This window comes from Exiguobacterium sp. s122 (assembly GCF_018618475.1).
GTDB classification, from domain to species: domain Bacteria; phylum Bacillota; class Bacilli; order Exiguobacteriales; family Exiguobacteriaceae; genus Exiguobacterium; species Exiguobacterium himgiriensis.
The window spans coordinates 522,235-542,760 of the sequence record NZ_JACSMD010000001.1; the positions used below are offsets into that span (position 1 = coordinate 522,235).

At 52.8% G+C, this 20,526-nt stretch carries 19 protein-coding genes; 15 read left to right on the forward strand and 4 right to left on the reverse strand.

Going from position 1 to position 20,526, the window contains the following annotated elements; all coding sequences use genetic code 11:
• Positions 1-19: 19 nt before the first annotated feature.
• The 13 genes from KNP92_RS02665 (at position 20) to KNP92_RS02725 (ending at position 13,092) form a co-directional block, all read left to right on the forward strand.
• The gene (locus KNP92_RS02665) at positions 20-337 is read left to right on the forward strand and encodes an ArsR/SmtB family transcription factor (protein ID WP_214836677.1); all 318 of its coding nucleotides are present in this window, start codon (positions 20-22) and stop codon (positions 335-337) included.
• 13 nt (positions 338-350) lie between these two features.
• Positions 351-710 carry an arsenite efflux transporter metallochaperone ArsD gene (arsD, locus tag KNP92_RS02670; protein WP_214836680.1) on the forward strand — a complete coding sequence of 120 codons (360 nt, stop codon included), beginning with the start codon at positions 351-353 and terminating at the stop codon, positions 708-710.
• Between the two features lie 12 nt (positions 711-722).
• Positions 723-2,480 (forward strand): arsenical pump-driving ATPase, encoded by a 1,758-nt coding sequence (gene arsA / locus KNP92_RS02675; RefSeq protein WP_214836683.1) that lies wholly within the window; start codon positions 723-725, stop codon positions 2,478-2,480.
• Complete coding sequence (locus tag KNP92_RS02680; protein ID WP_214836685.1) at positions 2,477-2,755, forward strand: Fe-S cluster assembly protein HesB; 279 nt, start codon at positions 2,477-2,479, stop codon at positions 2,753-2,755. Before arsA ends, KNP92_RS02680 begins: the two co-directional genes overlap by 4 nt.
• A 35-nt stretch (positions 2,756-2,790) precedes the next feature.
• Positions 2,791-4,077: an arsenic transporter gene (locus tag KNP92_RS02685; protein WP_214836688.1), complete on the forward strand. Its 1,287-nt coding sequence runs from the start codon at positions 2,791-2,793 to the stop codon at positions 4,075-4,077.
• A 12-nt stretch (positions 4,078-4,089) separates the two neighbouring features.
• The gene (locus KNP92_RS02690; protein ID WP_214836691.1) at positions 4,090-5,748 is read left to right on the forward strand and encodes an FAD-dependent oxidoreductase; all 1,659 of its coding nucleotides are present in this window, start codon (positions 4,090-4,092) and stop codon (positions 5,746-5,748) included.
• Between the two features lie 171 nt (positions 5,749-5,919).
• Positions 5,920-8,841: a type I pullulanase gene (gene pulA / locus KNP92_RS02695; protein ID WP_214836694.1), complete on the forward strand. Its 2,922-nt coding sequence runs from the start codon at positions 5,920-5,922 to the stop codon at positions 8,839-8,841.
• 137 nt (positions 8,842-8,978) lie between these two features.
• The gene (locus KNP92_RS02700) at positions 8,979-10,049 is read left to right on the forward strand and encodes a nitric oxide synthase oxygenase (protein ID WP_251136368.1); all 1,071 of its coding nucleotides are present in this window, start codon (positions 8,979-8,981) and stop codon (positions 10,047-10,049) included.
• Positions 10,050-10,064: 15 nt separating this feature from the next.
• Positions 10,065-10,484: an RDD family protein gene (locus KNP92_RS02705; protein WP_214836699.1), complete on the forward strand. Its 420-nt coding sequence runs from the start codon at positions 10,065-10,067 to the stop codon at positions 10,482-10,484.
• 111 nt (positions 10,485-10,595) lie between these two features.
• Positions 10,596-11,447 (forward strand): DegV family protein, encoded by an 852-nt coding sequence (locus KNP92_RS02710; protein WP_214836702.1) that lies wholly within the window; start codon positions 10,596-10,598, stop codon positions 11,445-11,447.
• Positions 11,448-11,464: 17 nt separating this feature from the next.
• A complete protein-coding gene (locus tag KNP92_RS02715) occupies positions 11,465-11,791 on the forward strand; it encodes a thioredoxin family protein (RefSeq protein ID WP_214836705.1) in 327 nt (108 codons plus the stop codon).
• A 121-nt stretch (positions 11,792-11,912) separates the two neighbouring features.
• A complete protein-coding gene (locus KNP92_RS02720; protein ID WP_260564098.1) occupies positions 11,913-12,806 on the forward strand; it encodes a DUF5996 family protein in 894 nt (297 codons plus the stop codon).
• A gap of 13 nt (positions 12,807-12,819) precedes the next feature.
• Positions 12,820-13,092 (forward strand): GNAT family N-acetyltransferase, encoded by a 273-nt coding sequence (locus KNP92_RS02725; RefSeq protein WP_214836708.1) that lies wholly within the window; start codon positions 12,820-12,822, stop codon positions 13,090-13,092.
• A gap of 52 nt (positions 13,093-13,144) precedes the next feature.
• Here the strand turns inward: KNP92_RS02725 and KNP92_RS02730 are convergent, their stop codons facing one another.
• The 3 genes from KNP92_RS02730 to KNP92_RS02740 all read right to left on the reverse strand — a co-directional run bounded on the left by KNP92_RS02730 (position 13,145) and on the right by KNP92_RS02740 (position 16,976).
• Positions 13,145-13,870 (reverse strand): hypothetical protein, encoded by a 726-nt coding sequence (locus KNP92_RS02730; RefSeq protein WP_251136370.1) that lies wholly within the window; start codon positions 13,868-13,870, stop codon positions 13,145-13,147.
• A gap of 83 nt (positions 13,871-13,953) precedes the next feature.
• A complete protein-coding gene (locus tag KNP92_RS02735; protein WP_214836714.1) occupies positions 13,954-16,272 on the reverse strand; it encodes an ABC transporter permease in 2,319 nt (772 codons plus the stop codon).
• Between the two features lie 5 nt (positions 16,273-16,277).
• Positions 16,278-16,976, reverse strand: a complete 699-nt coding sequence (locus KNP92_RS02740) for an ABC transporter ATP-binding protein (protein WP_214836717.1) — start codon at positions 16,974-16,976, stop codon at positions 16,278-16,280.
• Positions 16,977-17,150: 174 nt separating this feature from the next.
• On the opposite strand from KNP92_RS02740, the gene KNP92_RS02745 reads away from it, so the two are divergent.
• Together KNP92_RS02745 and KNP92_RS02750 are read left to right on the forward strand one after the other, a co-directional pair.
• On the forward strand, positions 17,151-17,981 hold the full coding sequence (locus KNP92_RS02745) for a DegV family protein (protein ID WP_214836720.1): 831 nt from the start codon (positions 17,151-17,153) through the stop codon (positions 17,979-17,981).
• A 120-nt stretch (positions 17,982-18,101) separates the two neighbouring features.
• Positions 18,102-19,784: a GGDEF domain-containing protein gene (locus KNP92_RS02750; protein ID WP_214836723.1), complete on the forward strand. Its 1,683-nt coding sequence runs from the start codon at positions 18,102-18,104 to the stop codon at positions 19,782-19,784.
• Between the two features lie 46 nt (positions 19,785-19,830).
• On the opposite strand, the gene KNP92_RS02755 is transcribed toward KNP92_RS02750, so the two are convergent.
• Positions 19,831-20,472: a homing endonuclease associated repeat-containing protein gene (locus tag KNP92_RS02755; protein ID WP_251136372.1), complete on the reverse strand. Its 642-nt coding sequence runs from the start codon at positions 20,470-20,472 to the stop codon at positions 19,831-19,833.
• Positions 20,473-20,526: the final 54 nt, after the last annotated feature.

The following is a 20,526-nucleotide window of genomic DNA, read 5'->3' on the forward strand; positions in this document are numbered from 1 at the left end:
ACAGATAAGGAGAATGGATATGCATACAGCAGAAGCGTTGAGCAAAGTGCTCAAAGTGCTCGGCGATGCGACGCGCTTGACGATGCTCAAACAGATGCAAGACGGTGAACAGTGTGCCTGTAGTTTCGTCGACTGTTTCGATATCTCACAGCCGGCCATCAGTCGTCACTTGAAAATGATGCGGCAGGCGGGGCTCCTCTTAGAGCGTCGCGACAAACAATGGATTCACTATCGATTGAACGAAACGAGCCCGTTTTATCCGATTGTCATCGAGTTACTAAACAACATCGAGACGGAAGTGACGGACTGTGGTTGTGAGACCGACTGTGCCATCTAAGGAGGAATCGAAAATGAAAGTAGAAGTGTTCGAGCCGGCCATGTGTTGTCCGACGGGATTGTGCGGTCCGTCCATCGATCCTGAATTGACACGCATCGCGACCGTTCATTATGTATTAAAACAACGCGGTTTTGACGTCGCCCGGTATAACCTTGCCTCGGAGCCGAACCGGTTTGTTGAGAACCCGCTCGTACAAGACGAGATAAAACAAGGGCTTGAGACGTTGCCGCTCACGCTTGTCGACGGCACGATTCGTAAGCGCGGCGCGTATTTGACGAACGACGAAATCGCCGAACTGACCGGACTGCCGGTCACGGCGTTCGCAAATGAGGACGGCGCTAAACCGAAAGTCCGAATCACGCTCAAAAAGTAAGGAGGCCAATTGATGGACCGCTTTGATTTTCAGACCATCCATCCGACGCGCTACGTGTTTTTGACAGGAAAAGGCGGGGTCGGCAAGACATCAACGGCATCGAGTCTCGCCTTGACGCTCGCTGACCGCGGAAAGTCCGTGCTCCTCGTTTCGACCGACCCTGCGAGCAACCTGCAGGATGTGTTTGAGATGGAGCTTGATGAGACACCGCGTGACGTGCCGGGTACCGCGCTCTCGATTGCGAATTTCGACCCGGAAGAGGCGGCCAAACAATACATGGAACGCATGGTCGGACCGTATCGGGGCGTGCTCCCGGACGTCGCCATCCGCTCGATGGAAGAGCAGTTGTCTGGCGCATGCACGGTTGAAATTGCGGCGTTTGACCAGTTCACCGAACTGTTGACGTCAGAAGAGGCACGGACGACATATGACCATATCATCTTTGATACGGCACCGACCGGACATACGCTCCGTTTGCTTACTCTTCCGAGCGCGTGGGATGAATTTTTAGAGACGAACACGACCGGTGCGTCTTGTCTTGGACCGCTCGCCGGACTCGCCGACAAACAAACCCAGTACAAACGAGCCGTTGAGACGCTCACGGATGGGCAAGTCACGACATTGGTGCTCGTTGCGCGCCCTGAGGTCTCGACGCTCGTCGAGGCGGACCGAGCCGCGAAGGAACTCCGCGCCATCGGGATCGAGCGTATGCAGCTCGTCATCAACGGTGTCGTCTCAAAAGAGGAAGGCACAGATCATTACGCGTCGGTATTCATCGAGCGGCAACAAGAAGCGCTCAATGAACTACCTGTCTCCCTGACCGAACTTGAGACGTTCACGCTCCCGTATGCATACGAAAATTTGGTCGGCGTGCCTGCCTTGCGGCGCTGGGTGAACGGCGAGACGGTCATGGTACCGGACAAACGGTATGACACGAGCTGTTATGGTTCGATCGACAGGCTCGTCGACGCGATTGAAGCGGACGGTCCAAGTGTCGTTATGACGATGGGGAAAGGTGGGGTCGGCAAGACGACACTCGCCTCGCTCATCGCTGTCGCGCTCAGTGAGCGGGGGCATGCCGTCCACTTGACGACGACCGATCCGGCGGCACATGTCGCGTTCACAATTGGAGAAGACGTGGCCAAGACATTCACGGTCGATGCGATTGACCCGAAAGTTGAAATCGAGAACTATCGGTCCGACGTATTTCGGGAAGCAGGCGAGATGACGGAAGAGCAGCGTTTGATGCTCGAGGAAGATTTACGGTCACCATGTACCGAGGAGATTGCCGTTTTCCGCGCTTTCGCCGCCCAAGTGGCGAAAACGAAAGATCGTTTCGTCATCATCGATACGGCGCCGACTGGTCATACGCTTCTTTTATTGGATGCGACCGAGAGCTATCACCGCGAGCTCGAACGCTCGACCGGTGTCGTCCCAGAGGCGGTACGCGAGCTGTTACCGAAACTGCGTGACCCGAAACAGACACACGTCGTGATTACGACGCTACCAGAGGCGACACCGGTGTATGAGGCCGAACGGCTCGTAGCCGATTTGGAACGGGCGCAGATGCAGCCGTTTGCTTGGGTCGTCAACCAAACGTTCACGCCACTCGACGTGAAAAGTAAGTTGTTGACGGCGAAAGTCGCGAGCGAAACGCCTTGGCTCGAGCGGGTGCACGCGTATCCGCGACCGACCCTCTTAGCGTGGCAAGAACGAAAGCTGATTGGTTATCCGACACTATCTCAACTATTCAAGGAGGAAATCAAATGAATGTGACAAATGAGGCAATCGACTTTATGAAAGCAGCACTCACGGAGGAAGAAACGAAATCTGTACGAATCTGTACCGAGGCAGGATGCTGTGGACCCACTCTCGGCCTCCACATCGCCGCGCCAGAAGCGACCGACGACGTGAAAGACTTCGACGGACTCACCTTCGCCGTTGCCAAAGACGCCGAAACGATGGCGGAGAACGTCACGCTTGACGTTGAATCGACCGAAGATGGCGCAAGCCTCGTGCTTCGTGGCCTGCAACAAACTTGTTAATCGAACAGAAATAGACACTATTGGAGGATCTCATTGTGCAGTGGATTGCTAGTATCATTTTCTTGGTGACGCTTTTCCTCATCATTAAGCAACCGAAAGGTCTCGGGATCGGTTACTCGGCGATGGGGATGGCCGTCGTCGCCTTAGTTACGGGTGTTGTCGATTTTAGTGACGTCGGCACCGTCTGGGGCATCATTTGGAATGCAACGTTTACGTTTATCGCCATTATCGTCATCTCGCTCATTTTAGACGAGATTGGATTCTTTGAATGGGCGGCGTTACACATGGCCCGTATCGCCAAAGGTGGCGGGGTGAAGCTATTTGTTTATATCACGCTCCTCGGAGCGCTTGTCGCAGCGTTGTTCGCGAATGATGGGGCAGCCCTCATCTTGACGCCAATCGTGCTGGCGATGGTACGGGCGCTCAAACTGCCAGATGCAGTCGTCTTGGCGTACGTCATGGCTTCAGGTTTTATCGCCGATACGGCGAGTTTGCCGTTCGTCGTCTCGAACCTCGTCAACATCGTCTCGGCTGACTTCTTTGGCATCGGATTCGCCGAATACGCGGCTCGAATGATGTTTGTCAACGTGTTCGCCGTCAGTGGGAGTTTGCTCGTCCTTTACCTATACTTTAAGAAGGATATCCCAAAACAATACGACGTCTCAAAACTTGTCGAACCTGCCTCGGTCATTAAAGACCATCGGATGTTCCGCATGTCGTGGGTCGTGCTCGGTTTGCTCGTCATTGGCTACTTCACGAGCGACATCATCGGTTCACCTGTCTCCATCGTCGCCGGGGTCATCGCTGTATTCTTCCTCGCGATGGCAAATCGTTCTCCGGCGGTGCGGACGAAAGCGGTCCTTCGCGGCGCACCATGGGCCATCGTGTTTTTCTCGCTCGGGATGTATATTGTCGTCTATGGGTTGCAAAACGCTGGCCTCACGCAAGTGCTCGCTAACTTTATTGACTGGTTCGCCGTCAATGCCTTCACAGCGACGTTCGGGATGGGTTTCTTGGCGGCCATCTTGTCATCGGTCATGAATAACATGCCGACCGTCATGATTGACGCGCTCGCCATCGATTTGACGAATACGACCGGTCAGATTCGGGAAGCCTTGATTTACGCAAACGTAATCGGATCCGACCTCGGTCCGAAGATTACACCGATTGGATCGCTCGCGACGCTTCTTTGGCTTCACGTGCTCCGTTCGAAAGGACTCAAGATTGGTTGGGGGCAATACTTTAAAGTCGGAATCATCTTGACGATTCCGACGCTCGCCATCACCTTGCTTGGATTGTATATCAGCCTATTACTTTATTAAGGAGAGTTCATTATGAAATTAGTTATCATCGGTTCAGTTGCTGCCGGGACATCGGTTGCGGCGAAGGCGCGCCGGAATAACGAAGACGCCCAAATCACCATTTACGATCGCGATTCTGACATCTCGTACTCGGGTTGCGGTATCCCGTATTACGTAGGTGGAGAAGTCGAATCACGTGATGATTTGACACCGCGTGACGCGGCCTTTTTCAAGAAGCGTTATCAGCTTGATGTGTTGACGCGTCATAACGTGACGGCGATCGATCATGAGGCCCAGACGCTCACGGTCGAGAACCTCGAGACGGGGGAAACATTCACAGACAGCTACGACCGCCTCGTTCTCGCCACTGGCGCTTCAAGCATCATCCCGCCGATTCCAGGCGTCGATTCGGACAACGTCTTCCCGATTCGAAATATCCAAAACGCGGAAACGACGCGAAACTTTGTCGATGCGACGGACCCGAAGCATGCGACGATCATCGGAGCCGGATTCATCGGGCTCGAGATGGCCGAACAGCTGAAATTACGAGGGGTTGACGTCACGGTCATCGAGCGCATTCCGCAAGTGATGCCGCCACTCGATAAGGATATGGCGTGCCGTGTTGAGGAGCATCTCGAGAAGAATGGCATCAAACTCTTACTCGGCGAGACGGTGACGGAACTCGTCGGGAATGGGCACGTCGAGCGTGTCGTCACGGAAAGCGGCAAGACGATTGACACCGATCTCGTCATCCTCTCGGTCGGTGTCCGTCCGAACACGGAACTCGCCAAGTCGATTGGCGTCAACATCGGAGAGACCGGTGCGATTGCCATTAACGAGCGGATGGAGACGAACGTAAAGAACGTTTATGCGGCCGGTGACGTCGCCGAGAGCTTCTCACTCGTCACAGGCAAACCGATTTGGCGTCCGCTTGGCTCGACAGCAAACAAAATGGGCCGTGCCCTCGGTGATTTGTTGACAGGTGGTAACCTCGAGCATCGCGGTATTCTCGGTACGGGCATTTTCAAAGTGTTCGGTCAAGCCGTTGCGCAGACGGGCCTCTCGGAGCGTGAAGCCCGCGAACTCGGCTATGAGGTTGAAGTACTCCATAACACGAAACCGGACAAGCCGGCGTATATGGGTGGAAAAGATTTGACGATCAAAGCGATCGGCGACCGGGCGACGCGCCAGTTGCTCGGCGTTCAAATCGTTGGCTTCGATGGGGTCGACAAGCGAATCGATGTCTTCGTCACGGCGATGACGTTCAAAGCGAAAGTCGATGACTTGTTCCACCTCGACCTTGCCTACGCGCCACCGTTCTCGACGACGAAGGACCCGGTCATGTATACAGGGATGGCGCTCGCGAACAGTATGGACGAAGCGGCACGACTGATCACACCAGGCGAGTTGCAGAAACGGATTGATGCGGGTGAGGATATGCAGATTATCGATACGCGCAAAGCCTCACAGTTCGAGAAGGCGTGTGTCGACTGTGCGGTGAATATCCCACTTGGGGACCTGCGGACGGCGGCAAAAGATATGGACAAAGACAAACCGACCGTCGTCTACTGTAACGGTGGCGTGACAGGGAACGCGGCACAAAACGTGCTTCGCAACCTCGGGTTCACCAACGTCTACAACTTGTCAGGCGGTAACAAGAACTATCAATTGTTCAAGAAGTACGGAAATTAAGTCAGACGGCGTCCGAAGGAATTGGGCGCCGTTTTTGTTTATTATTCCGAATGAGAAGGTAAAATAGGCGTCATTACCTATTCTTTAGAAAAACATTGTATTTACAAATGGGAACGTTTACAATTTTTGTGTAAGCGTTTTCTCAAATTCATGCTACAAGGAGGGACCCACATGGTCAACAAGCAATGGAAACCCGTATGGGCAGTTGTGCTAACGTTTGCACTGATTCTGTCGATGTTTCCGATGGCAGCATCGGCCCTTGATAAAGGCAAGTCGACGTTAGTCGTCGTCCACTATCAAGAAGCACCTGGCAACCAGACGGATTGGAACTTATGGCTTTGGGCGAATAACCCAGATTACTTCCCGAATAAAGGCTTCGCCTTCAATGGGGAAGACGACTTTGGAAAGGTGGCGGCCTACGAATTCCCGGTCGATTCACCAGAACGACTCGGTCTCATCGTCCGAACGGACAATTGGGACAAAGACAAAGGGTCTGAGAACGACCGCTTCATTACGAGCGACATGATCAAAGATGGCGTCGCCGAAGTGTGGATTAAGTCGGGGGACTCGAAGATTTATACGTCGAATCCGGACGGGGACACGGCAAAGACGGAAGTCGACATGAAAGTACACTATTTCCGCTATGACAATACATACACGGACTGGGGTCTTTGGACTTGGCCGGACGGCGGAGACGGACAGAGTATCGCGTTCGATGAGACGGACGAATTTGGTGCCGTGGCGAACGTGAAGTTCGCGAACCCGGACGCGAAAAAACTGATCGGCCTCATCACGAAAAAAGGCGAGTGGGCTGAAAAAGACGGTGAAGACCGCTTTGCACTCAGCACGGCGAAAGAGATTTGGCTCGTCGAAGGCGAGTCGACCATCTATTATTCAGAGCCTGAAATCGATCGCTCACCGAAAATCGTCGCATTCGAGGCGACGACGTTCCGCACGGCGAAGCTCACGCTCAACCGCACCATCGATGCTTCGTTCGCGAAAGAATTGAAAGTCAATGGAGCGAACGTGAAATCAGTCGAGGTAACGGGGGACAAATCGGTCACGATTCAATTCAACGAAGACATCGATTTGACGAAAGTCATCACGGCGACACACCCGACGTTCGGGGAACGCGTGCTCCAAGCGGGTGACGTGCTCCGTTCACCGGAGTTCGACGCGAAGTATGCCTATAACGGTAAGCTCGGCGTCACATACCAAAAGTCGAAAACGAACTTCGTCTTATGGGCCCCGACAGCCCAAGACGTCAAACTCGAGCTTTGGAACATGCCGAAAGACCGACCGGCAAACGATCAAGACATCAAGAAAACGATTCAAATGAAGCGTGGGGAACGCGGCACATGGATTGCAGAAGTACGCGGTGACCTTGATGGCATCGGCTACACGTATAACGTCAAGCACGCTTCAGGCAACGTCCGTGCGGTCGATCCGTATGCGACAGCAGTCGGCGTGAACGGCGACCAAGGGGTCATCGTTGACTTGAAAGAAACGAACCCGAAACGCTGGAACAATATGAAGCCTCAATTAAAGCAATCGACGGACGCGATTATTTATGAGACGCACGTCCGTGACTTCTCAATCTTCGATGTAACGTCGAACCAATACGACTCAGGCATTCGCCATAAAGGCAAATACCTCGGTGTCATTCAACCGGGTACACGTTTGATTGAGAACGGCAAGAAAACGAATACGAAGACGGGCCTCGACCACGTCAAAGACCTCGGTGTGACACACGTCCAGTTCATCCCGGTGTACGACTATAATACAGCATCGGTCGATGAGACGAACCCGGACGCGAAATACAACTGGGGTTACGATCCGAAAAACTATAACGCGCCAGAAGGGTCATATTCGACGAACCCGTATGACGCGAAAGTTCGCATCACGCAATTGAAAGAAATGATTCAAGGGCTCCACGACCATAACTTGCGCGCGGTCATGGACGTCGTCTACAACCATATGTTCGATGCTCAGGCGTCGAACCTTCACAAAATCGTTCCTGGCTACTACTACCGTTACACAGCAGGCGGCGACTTCGCGAACGGGACCGGCGTCGGAAACGACACGGCTTCAGAGCGGAAGATGATGCAAAAGCTCATCGTCGACTCGACAGTGTACTGGGCAACCGAGTATAAGTGGGACGGGTTCCGCTTCGATCTCATGGGCATCCATGACGTCGATACGATGAACAAAGTCCGTCAAGCGCTCGATAAGGTCGACAAATCCATCCTCGTCTTCGGCGAAGGTTGGGATCTCGGTACACCGCTTGACCCGGCATTGAAAGCAAATCAAAAGAACGCCTACAAGATGCCTGGCGTCGCCCACTTTAACGACAACATCCGTGACGGCTTGAAAGGCAGCGTCTTCATCGACACGGACAACGGCTTCATCAACGGAAAAGAGGGTCTTGAGAACCGCATGAAGACCGGGATTGTCGGTGAGATTGACTATAACGCTACAATCAAAGGCTTCACGAAGCAACCGACACAGGCCATCACGTACGTCGAAGCGCACGACAACCACACGCTTTGGGACAAGCTTGAACTCACGAACCCAGAGACGTCTGAAGCGGATCGGACGAAGATGCACCGTCTCGCATCAAGCATCCTCTTGACGAGCCAAGGGACGACGTTTATCCATGCCGGCCAAGAGTTCATGCGGACGAAAGAAGGCGACCACAACTCGTACAAGTCGCCAGACCGTATTAACCAAATAGACTGGAAACGTGCAGCCGACCGAAAGGCGGACGTCCAGTATATGAAAGGGTTAATCGAAATGCGTAAAGCCAACCCAGGCCTTCGCATGACAGACGCGAAAGACGTCAAGAAGAACGTCAAGTTCTACCGTGCTGAGCCGAACGTCATCACATACTTGATTGACGACAAGGCACCAGGGCAGAAGAAAGACTTGTTCATCACCCATAACGCCAACGCGAAAGCGGTCAAAGTGAAACTCCCGTCTGGGCAGTGGAACGTGATCGTCGACGGGAACCAGGCAGGCACGAAGACGATTAAACGCGTCTCGGGCTACGTCGAGGTACCGGCGTACGCGACAGTCGTTGTGAAACAGCCTTAACCTTTTAAGACCACGGTTTTCCGTGGTCTTTTGTCATGGTTCAAAAAATTAACATATCCACCTAAACAATTCAGTTGATGCACATCTCCCAAGTTCTATAAGATGAGAAGGACAGATATGAAGAGGAGATAGACATGATGGAACAGGCAGCACGAGACTTTTTCTCACAATTGACAGGAGATCAGACTGAACGGTTGATGGAAGTGGAAGCGGAAATCGAGCGGACGGGCACGTATACGCTGACGACCGAGGAGTTGACCGAAGGCGCGAAGCTCGCCTGGCGCAACTCGAACCGCTGCATCGGCCGACTGTTCTGGCAGACGCTACACGTGCGTGACGCCCGTGACGTGACGACGTTTGACGAGGTGTTCAATGTGCTCGTCGACCATCTCCGTTTCGCCACGAACGGCGGCAAAATCCGCTCGACGATGACCGTTCTCCCGAACGAATTTCGTCTTTTGAACAGCCAGCTCATCCGTTATGCCGGCTATGAGACAGCGGAAGGAATCATGGGGGACCCGTTGTCGCTCAACATGACGAAACAAGCCGAACGGCTCGGTTGGCGCGGTGCCGGGACGGCGTTTGACGTGTTGCCGCTCCTTCTCACGGACGGGAACGACGTGCGGTTGTACGAATTGCCGGACGATGCAGTGCTCGAAGTCGAAATCCGTCATGAGGATTGTGACTTATTTGACGGGCGGACCATCCAATGGCATGCGGTCCCGGCCATCGCCGATATGGAACTTGAAATCGGAGGACTCCGTTTCACGTCGGTGCCGTTCAACGGCTGGTACATGGAAACCGAGATTGGGGCGCGCAACTTGGCCGACGCCGACCGTTATAACTTGTTGCCACTCGTCGGTGCGTCGCTCGGGCTTGATACGACGAAAGAGCGGACACTTTGGCGTGACCGTGCGCTCATCGAGTTGAACATCGCCGTCTTGCAGTCGTTTGAGCGGGCCGGTGTGACCATTGTCGACCATCATACGGCTGCCAAACAGTTCAAGCGTTTCGAGAAGAACGAGACGGACGCTGGGCGTGGCGTCACGGGTCAGTGGAGCTGGCTCATCCCGCCTCTCTCACCGGCCGCGACGCACGTGTTCCATCAACATTACGAAGACCGGATTGTGACGCCAAACTTGTTCGCCCGTTCCGGATGCCCGTTTTCCGCGTTTCAAGCAAAGCCAAAAGAGGAATTGAAAGGCTAGAACCGAAACGAAAGGATGATGACCGTGGCAGTCCCAATCTGGAAGCGTGCCGTCGCCAGTCAAATCGATCAACTCATTTTTCAAACACCGGCCAAACTGATTGAAAGTTCCATTCGTAAAGCAATTTGGCCCAAAAAAGAAGTGAAGCGTTATTACTTACCGACCCTCGTCACGATTGCTGGGGAGGTGTACTTCCTCTTAAACCGAAACGGCCAAACGATCGGCGATCAGGTTGTCGGCATCAAAGTCGTCAGTCAGGACGGTCGTCCACTCTCACTTGAGCAAGTCGTAAAGCGGACGCTTTATAAAGACGTCGTCTATCCGGCGACGCTTGGTCTCCCGCTTCTTCGGGCGCTTCAACAGATGAAGTCGAACAAGGACGTCGAACTCCCGCACGACGAGTTCGCCCAGACGAAACTGATTTCGACAAAATGACTCGGGCAGGACGATCTAGATCGTCCTGCTTTTTTCATCGGCCAAGAGGCGCGTGAAATCATGTATAATGAGAGAAGATAAATCAGAACGACCACTGGAGGACTTGGACTTATGACAAAAATCGCATGGATCACAGATAGTATGGCTAACTTTTCGAAAGAAGAGGCGGCATCGCTCGGCGTCGAAATCGTCCCGATTCAATTGATTGTCGACGGCAGCGGATATAGCGAGACCGACCTCTCACTTGAAGACTTGCATCGCTATATGATTGAACAGAAGAAAGAAGCGAAGACGTCGCAACCGATCTTCGGTGACTTTATCGCCCGGTACGAACGGTTGAAAGAGGACGGTTACGATTGTGCCATCGCGGTCCACTGCTCGAACGGGTTGAGCTCGACGGTGAAAAACTCGAGCGCAGCAGCCGAAGCGGCTGGCTTTAACGTGTATACGGTCGACTCGCACGCCGCACTCGAGGCCCAGCAAGAGCTCGTCCGCCTTGGGCGTGCCGCTGAAGAAGAAGGGAAGTCTCCAGAAGAAATCGTCGCCTTGCTCGAAGCGTGGCGTGATAAGAAGAACTTCTTTATGATTATCGGCAACATGGAAACGATGCGCCGTGGTGGCCGCGTTTCGTCAGGCGAGTTGTTCCTCGCCAACATCTTAAATATCAAGCCGATCATCACGCTCGACGAGACGGGGAAAGTCATCCCGTTCAAAAAGGCGCGCTCTTTGAAAAAAGCGTACGCCGAGATGGTGACCGAGCTCGAACGTCGTCACGCCGCGAACGGGGTGAAGGACAACCGTGTCTTCGTGCAGACGGCGCTCGCTCCGTCGATGCAAGACGACCTCGTCGCGCTCATCGAATCGAAACTGCCGACACTTGACGTCGTGCGCACGCGCTTCTGCCCGTCAATCGCGGTCCACGCTGGCTTCGAGACGGTCGGGGTGCTCTGGCTCGACGCGTAACGGAAGGAGGGATGAACATGGAAAGTGTGACGACGCTTGATGCCTTGAAAGAACGGATATCGGAGACAGAACAGCTTCTCGTCTACGTCTCACGCTCGGGATGTAGTGTCTGCCATGCGCTTAAGCCACAAGTCGAGGACATGCTGACCGCGTTCCCCCAAATCACGTCCGTCGCGGTCGACTCGGATGAAGTACCGGACGTCGCCGGCGCATATTCAATTTTCACCGTACCTGTCGTCTTATATTTCATGAATGGAAAAGAGATGCTTCGTCGGGCTCGGTTCGTGCCGATTGGCGAGCTGACCCATCAACTCGAACGGATTCAAGAAATGCGCAACACATAACCATTACCCCTTATCCCTCCACGTGGTAAGGGGTTCTTTTCATTCTCAAATGGGTAAAGTTCCACAACTATATGTTGAACAAGTGGTTCAGTGCGTGCAAAGGATGAAAGGGTGATGAATCGTGTTAATTCCACTCCATTCCCAGTGGAAAGAAACGAAATTGACGTTGCATTTGATCTCGCAAATCTTGGGTAAAATCCGCTTGGAATTGGCCCCTCCTGAACCGCAGTGGGGTCACGTTTCCTTGCCACTCACCGTTCATGGTTTTACGACGGGACTATTGATGGCAGGAGAGCGGACACTCCAGCTCGATGTGCATATACTCGAAGCCCGGATCGATGTACATGTGGACGAGCATACAGACTCCGTTTCCATCGAATCCGGGAAGACGATTCAAGGCTATTACGAGGCAATCTTTCATATTTTACGAACCGAAGGGATCCATGTCTCCATCAACCCGAAACCGCAGGAAATGTCGTTTACCGGTCGATTGGACGAAGACGAGACACCGCTCGTATTTGATCAAACCTTTGCGCGCCAGGGCTTCCGTTTATTTCAACACGCGGCCCATGAACAACTCACTTATTTGGCGAAACTTCGTTGTCGGAAAGTCAAACCGGCCCTGTTTTGGGGCACATTCGACGTGTCATCCCTTGTCGTTTATAGCATCGAACAACCTTTTCCGGAAGATAAAATCATCGAGCGTGTTGCGTTTGACGAGCAGATGATTGAGTTTGGCTTTTGGTTAGGTGACGAGGTAGTGGATCGCCCCAGTTACTTCGTTCTTCCCTATCCATTTCTGTTTCGTGAGTTACCGACATCTTCGCTGAAGCCAAGTTCAGCTTATTATGACGCTGAGAAAAGTGAGTTTTTCTTACCGCTCCACGAGGAGACAGCTGATCACGTGCAAGGTTTTCTTGAGACGTCATTTGACATCTTGATGAAAGAGATGGACTGGACTGAGCATGCGTATTTCTTTCTCCCATTAAAAATCGATTCAGAAGCAAGTTCGTGAAAGGAGTAGTCAAATGGAAATCCAGCACAAAGACAATTTATTTTACGTTGGGGATGTGACACGTCCAAAAGCGGAACTGCACTACGTGCCGACGGGACCCGATAAATTGATTGTTGATCATACGCGTGTAGGTGATGAGCTACGTGGACAAGGAATCGGGGAACAGCTTGTCTCGGCTGTTGTCGAATATGCGAGGAAAGAAGGAAAGACGATCATCCCGCTCTGCCCGTTCACGAAAAATCAGTTTGAGCGCCATGAATCGTATTATGACGTCTGGGCAAAATGAAGACGATATAAAAACTGCCGAGAATTCCTGTACGGAATTCTCGGCATCGTTATTATTCGCTTCCTTGTGGCACAAGGTAGATTAAACCAAAAGGATTATGAAGCAAGTTGTCAATCGACGTACGCTCATCTTCACCCATCTCGACCGTGAACGTTCTGCCATCGTCGAATGCGAAACGGTCGCCGTCTCCGAACATCGAACCACCTGAAATTAAGTGGAAGTTGAACGAATGGATGACATGAATCGCGTCCTCGACGTCAAGCGTCGACGGGACGGCGACGTCGGCTTGACCGAACGCTTTCATACCCCATGACATGTAGGCCGTCTCTTCTTCCGTGATTGCCGTGAGCAGAGAGTAATCGAGGGCGAGGTCTTCTTCTTTCGACTCTTGCCATTCGTCTTTTGAGTAAGCGACACCTGCCGTCTCGACCATCACGCCGAGGCCACCGGCGTTTAAGAGCGCGTTCGCCGCGCGACGAGCTGCCGCGATATCGGAGACGTCGTTCACGTCGACAATTAAATAGACGATGTGCGTGTGACGAGCGAGTCCTTTCGCGATCTTCGGCGTGAAGCCGCTCGTGCTCGCGTGAATCATTGCCTCGGCGAGCGCAGGGTCGCGTTCGACGACCTCGACCGTGAATGCCTTGCCCGTCTCGTCCTCGAGTAGCAGGAGACCTGCCATCGTATAACCTTCGCTATGTAAACTGATTTGTTCGTTGACTGCCTCGGCCGATGACCAGTTTCCTGGAATGGCAAGCAACACTTGTGTACGGTTCATATGAATCATCCTCTTCTAAATAGTTAGGCCTCTCAGGAGAGAGGCCCGGTCTCTTCTCTTATTATGCCCTATTTTGAGACAAATTATTCTTGATACGTCTTTAATACTTCTTGAAGCGGGATTTGGTCAATTTTTTTCCGGCTGACCATTGTACTCGCGAAGAAGAGGAGAACGACTGCTAAAAGCGTATAGACGGCGTACCACCATTCGAACTCGAGCGGGAGGACGAGCCCATAATCTTCGGCGAAGACGAGGACGATGAGCCGTAGCGTTAGTAGCGCGATCGGGATACTGAGGAGTGCCGAGACGAGCGCGTAGACGAAATAACTGTCGAGAATCATCGAACGGACTTCGCGCCGGTCATAGCCCATTACTTTCAAAAGCGAGATGACATAATAGTTCTTCTCGACGGTGAGCGCCGTCAAGACGAATAAGATGCTGAACGCAATCAATGCGGAGCCTCCAATCAAGACGTTCATCATCAGGTTCATATACGCATTGATGGACTGCGACTGTTCCATCATGCCCTGGCGCGACACGATTGTCGGGTAGTCCGTGGCACTCGGGCGCTCGGTTGCATAAATCCCGTTGAATTGGTCACGAGAGACACCGTCCGAGAGCGTCTCACTCAACACCGTTCGCGGTAGATAGACGATGTCGCCAGAGAAGTCGTTGGCGATTCCAAGAATTTCGTAGGAAGCCTGTTCCCCGTCGAATGAGACGTCGAGCGTATCACCGACGGACAGGCGCTCTTTCAAAGCGAGCGGCTCCGAGATGATCACACCGTCTGGGGAGACAGCCAACGGATTGCCTGAGCGGTCCTGTAGCGGGTAGAGCGTATTGTTGGCCTCAAGCCCTTTCAGCGTAACGAGCTTATCGGCGACGAACGCGAACGGATAGGTGAGGAACGGCTCTTGCCCGTCCGACAGCTCGGGCTGTGTCGTCGTGTACGCCTCGTATTCGTAACCGGCCTCATTCAACCCGCCGGAAGTCATCCGGTCGACGGCCCCGTTCATCATAAGGGCGAAGACGATGAGGAGCGTCGAGAACAAGATGCCGAAAAAGAAGATGATGAAGCTGCCCGTGCTTTTGACGGCGTATAAATACTTGAACTTTGTTTTGCCACGGGCGCCTCGCAACAAACGGCTGACGATTCGACTGAGTCGGTTGAGCGAGATGTTGTCGCGCGGCGAGAGAAGCGCGAGGGCACTTTCGCCCATCAGTTTATAGATGACAGCCCCGGCGACAAGCGCAAAGAATAGGAGCGGAGCAAACACGGCCGTCAAAAAAACGAACGGGCTTTGAGCGATGGTCGTCGACGGCAACAAGTAAAAGTCGAGATACAAATCTTTCAACGGCTCCGCGAAATAGAGACCGAGGAAATAGCCGATGACAAGCATTACCGTCGCGAACACGAGAATGAGCACCAAATACGGTAACGCGATGTGGCGCCGGCTATAACCGAGCGCTTTTAATAGTCCGATTTGTCCTCGTTCGGCCTCAAGCATATTCGAGATGAGGATGGCGACGATGATGACGGCGATGGAGACGATGAAGAGGCTCAATCCAAGCGCCATCGCTTTCCCTGATGAAATTTCGCTATAGATGGCACCGCTCCGGATGATGTTCTCCGTTTCCATGACCGAGATGACGAACGGCAACTCGACATCGGGCACGTCACGATCCGTCACGCCAGCGAGCCGGAACGCTTCTGGGGCGACCGTCGCCTCGTATGCCGCATCCGTCATGAGGAGGAGCGTCTGGGTGCCGGCGTCAAGGTTGAAAAAGTTGTCGTCAAAGAGCGGGAGCGTATAGTCTGGGAACAAGACGAATCCGCTCACCGTGAACGGGGTATTGATGTCGAGCGTGTATCCGATCGCGATGTCGTTTTTTTCGGCGTATTTGGCGTTGATGGCGATTTCGTTGTCGGCGGTCGGACGTGCGCCCGTCTCGAGGTAGGACAGATTAATTGTATCCGCTTCTTTTAAGATGAGGCCGCGGTGCTCCCGGCCGTTGAGCGAGTAGGAAATCGGTTTGAACGCGCGCAGTTCGAGCGTGGCGTCCGGTATTTGTCGCGAGACCGCCTCAATCCGCTCTTTCATGAGCGCGTCAAACGCGTCCGGTTCGAGCCGCTTCACGTCGGCGAGCGTGTACGAGCCGCCTGCGACGAGCGCGGCGATGCGAGGGTCGCGCGCTTCTTCTTCGGTGACGCGGTTGAGCATCTCGACGGCGAAGTCTTCTTGGTTCGACGACTTCAAATACTGCTCGGTCGGCACTTCGATGCCACTGATACCGTAGAACATCATCGTATACGTGAGCGAGCTCATGACGATGATGACGGCGATGGCAACGAGTTGCATCCATTTGCCGGCGAGCGTCTTCCATACGTTTTTATACAGCATCGGTCTCACCCCCAATGGATGTCGCGAGCGGCTTGTCGAACCGGATTGTGTGTCAATTCAATAATGCGTCCGGAGTTCATCTTTATGACGTCGTCCGCCATCGCCCCGATGCCGGTATTGTGCGTGATGAGGACAATCGTCTTCCCATACGTCTCATTCAATCGTTCGAGCAGCTCGAGCACTTTTTTCGAATTGTCCTCGTCAAGCGAGCCGGTCGGTTCGTCGCAGAAAACGATCGATGGGTTTTTAGCGAGACTCCGGGCAACCGAGACGCGCTGTTGCTCCCCGCCGGACAGCTGGTACGGATATTTGTCTCGAGCGCCTTGGAGACCGACCTGATCGAGTAACGAATCAATTGGAAGCGGGTCGTCCGTCAAATCGGCTCCGATTTGAACATTCTCATAGACGGTCAAGTTTTGGAGCAAATTGTATTGTTGAAAGATGAAACCGAGATGATCGCGTCGAAACGCCGTCATCTGTTCCGGCGTCAAATCGGTCAACACGGTCTCATCGAACGTAATCGTACCGGATGTGACCGTGTCGAGCCCACTGATGACGTTCAAAAGCGTGCTCTTGCCGCTCCCGCTCGGTCCCAAAATGACGACGAACGCCCCATCTTGAATCGTCACATCGACGTCTTTCAACGCGGCCGTCTCGACGTCGCCCGTCTTATACGTTTTTGACACATGCTCGAGTCGAATCATCACAATTCCTCCTTTGTCCGTTATGGATTATGTACCCGATTTCAAAGGAATGGTGGCGAATACGTTTGAACATTTCGAGAAGACGGGTACATTTTTCAAAAAATAGTGAAACCGCTTCAACTGTGATAAAATAATATTACCAGGTACTAATTTTTGTATGGAGGAGAATGCATGATGAAGATTGCTTATATTACGGACAGTACGGTCGTCTTACCAGATTCGATTCAAAACCACCCTGACATTCATATCGTTCCGCTTTACGTCGTGAAAGGGGACACGCCATATAAAGACGGCATTGAAGTCAATGCGGAGACGGTATACGAGTGGATTGACGCGGGCGAGCGTGTCTCGACGAGTCAGCCAGCGATCGGGGACTTCGTCACGATATACGAAGAGTTGAAACAGACATATGACATGGGAATCGCCATCCACTTGTCATCGGAATTGAGTGGGACGTACTCGGCCTCGGTCCAAGGAGCGGAAATTGCTGAGTTTAAATTACTCGCAATCGACTCGCGCGCCGGCATCTACACGATGGGGCTTTTACTTGAGGAGTTGATCGAGCGCGTCGAGCGTGGGGACGCGCTTGAAGACGTCGAGGCGTATATGCAAGAGCGCGTGAAGGACGTCCGCATCGAGTTGACGCTTCAAAACTTGACGCAAATGCAAAAGGGTGGGCGCATCTCGAAATCGAAAGCGCTCATCGGCAATATGCTTCAATTAAAGCCGGTGCTTCGTTTTGAAGACGGGTTGATCGTCCCATATCAAACGGTACGAACGTATAAGAAAGCGCAGGCTCATTTGTTCGAGGTTATCCGTGCCGCTATCGAGTCAGGCGAATGCAAAGACGTCTCCATCTTCCACGGCAACGTGCCGGAATTGGCCGAGTCGTGGAAACAGCAACTCGGGGACAAAGTCCCGATTCGAGTTGATACGCTCGCGCCGCTCCTCGGGGCGCATACGGGGTCGGGATCGATTGGGATTTCGTACTTGAAAGCAAAATAACGAGTGAACCGTGACTTCGGTCACGGTTTTTTATTGTCACAACTTTCAAACAACGGCTGGAATCTTTCACCAAAACCCTTCATACTGTAAACGAACGATCAGTTGGAAGGGGGAAAGACGGTGCGATTTCGCAAATATCTTGTTCGGAGTTGGGTATCATGGTCGCTCGTCTTCACCGGGATTGGTTACGCCACGTGGCAGAACATGGGGGCGTTCGAATGGACGCTCTTCGGCTTTATTTATACCCTCGGTGCTTTGTTCGTTATGAACCCGCTCAAGCGTCGGCATCTTCACTTTACGTTCCATGAGATGTTCGTCTTCATGACGTTCTTTTTATATGGACTCGTCCCCGCACTCGTCATGGGTCAACTTTTATTATTGACGTTTCAGGCGCGTTCGTTTAGTACAAAAGTCGGGCGACGTCGATTCATTCATTTTTATCCGCTAAATACGTTGATTGAAGCGTCACTTCTCCTCGTGCCAGGCCTTGTCTACTTGCAGTTCGGTGGTGAGATTGGTACCTCGGTCCACTTGTTCGAGCAAGGGACGGCGCTCCTTGCGTTCTTTGCGACGCTCTATCTCGTCCTCGGATGTAGTTTCTTTTTGTCGCGATTCTTAGTTGGAGAGCGGATTCCGCTACCGATCATGTGGCGTCTCCTTCGTTTCGACTGGCTCGTCGTCTCGCTCGAGTTGTTGTTCACGATGGTCGCAATTGAGGCGTATCAACTGTTCGGCTATGTCGGTTTGATTGGAACCTTTTTTGTCTTGTCCCTCTTGAAGATGAGTCTTTCAAAAGCGACGGAAACGGAAGAGACGCAGACGAAGGTCGATCAAATCGAGCGATTGAAAGAACAGTTGTACCGCATCGACAATGAGTCCCTTCTCATCGAGAAGTTTTGGAACGGGCTTCGCGAAATCGTTGAAGTTGAGCGCGGTTGGATTCAAGTGAACCGAGAAGACGTGCGGACGTTCTATGACATGACCGGACGGATTGATCGAGCCATTCCGGACGCCTATACCCTCGAACGATATCGGGATGCCTCTGAACCGTACTTTTTATATAACTCGTTGCACGAATGGCATCCTGAGCTGTTAGCTCATCAGAGTGAGCTTCATCACTCGGCTCTTGGCATCCAGCCGGTGCACAGCTCGACGAATGCCGTCAGCTTTATGATTTCGACGACGGCAAATGGGGCATACGAAGAAGCGCTCGCTGTTGAACTGCATCGTCTTTTGAAGACGCTCTCCTGGTCGCTCGAACGGATTGACGAACGGGACCGGTTGCAACATGAAAGTCTGACCGACCCACTTACCAGTCTTCCGAACCAGCGGGCACTCCGAAGATGGACGAAAGAACGAATGAACGATGTCGCCTCCTATCCGTTGTCAATCTTCTTGATTGACCTCGATCATTTCAAGTCGGTCAACGATACGTATGGACACGCATTCGGTGACGAAGTGTTGATTGAGGCGGGGGCGCTCTTCACGCGGCTCGTCCGGAGTGGGGATCTTGTGACACGCTACGGTGGGGAAGAGTTCGTTTTCGTCTTTCCGAGGATGAACGAGCTGGCGGCCATGCGGACAGGGGAAAAGATCCGTCAAGCGTTGAAGGTCCACTCCTTCGGAACAGAAGGGGTCGAAGTTCACGTGACGGCGAGTATCGGGATTGAAACGATTCACGAGTTTGACGAGCTCGACACGGTGCTTCGGAACGCCGACCGGGCGATGTACGTCGGAGCGAAGTTCAACGGACGTGACCGTGTCGCCCATTACCGAGATACTTCAACGGAACGAGCCCAATAAAAAAAGGAGAATCCTCGGCGGATTCTCCTTTTATATATATATAAGATTATAATTTCGAACCGAAAATTTCAGATTCGACCGCATGAATCGCAGCCGACCAAGAACCGTACCGGTGTAAAATCGCTTTTGTCGAAGGTTTGTTGTTGCGTTTCGCCCATTCACGATACGCTTCGAACGAAAGTGAGAAGCCCATCTCGTGAATCGCTTCTCGAAGCGCGTTCGAGAGTTCTGACTTTGAGTAGGTAACACTCGCTTCAAGACCTGCCTCGGCACAGGCATCATGCCAAGAGCCGAACGTTTTGACGATGTGATAGTGGCTTGGGGCCTTCGGGTGAAGTTTCCGCCATTCCTGATACTTCTTCAGCGTGATGATTGAACCCATATCACGCGAGTAGAGTGCAAGTGTCTCGATAATGTCATCGCGCGTATACTTCGGCATCTTGTCAGGGAAATCGACAGTCGTCTCACCATGCCATTCATAACCGGCGATGGCAAGCGCCTCGGCCCACGATCCGAATTGGCGGATGATCGACTCTGGCGACGGCCAATTTTGTTCCATCGCGAACCGACGATAGACAGAACGACGAGGACGTTCCTTCAGCAAGTCACCGAGGAGGCGAATGCAGTGGATCATCCTCTGCTGTTCGGTGGACAAGTGATGGGATTTAGTGGATAGCGATTGACTCAATGATGGTTCCTCCTTCCATGGACTCATATCTGAACCGACAAAGGTGATAAAATT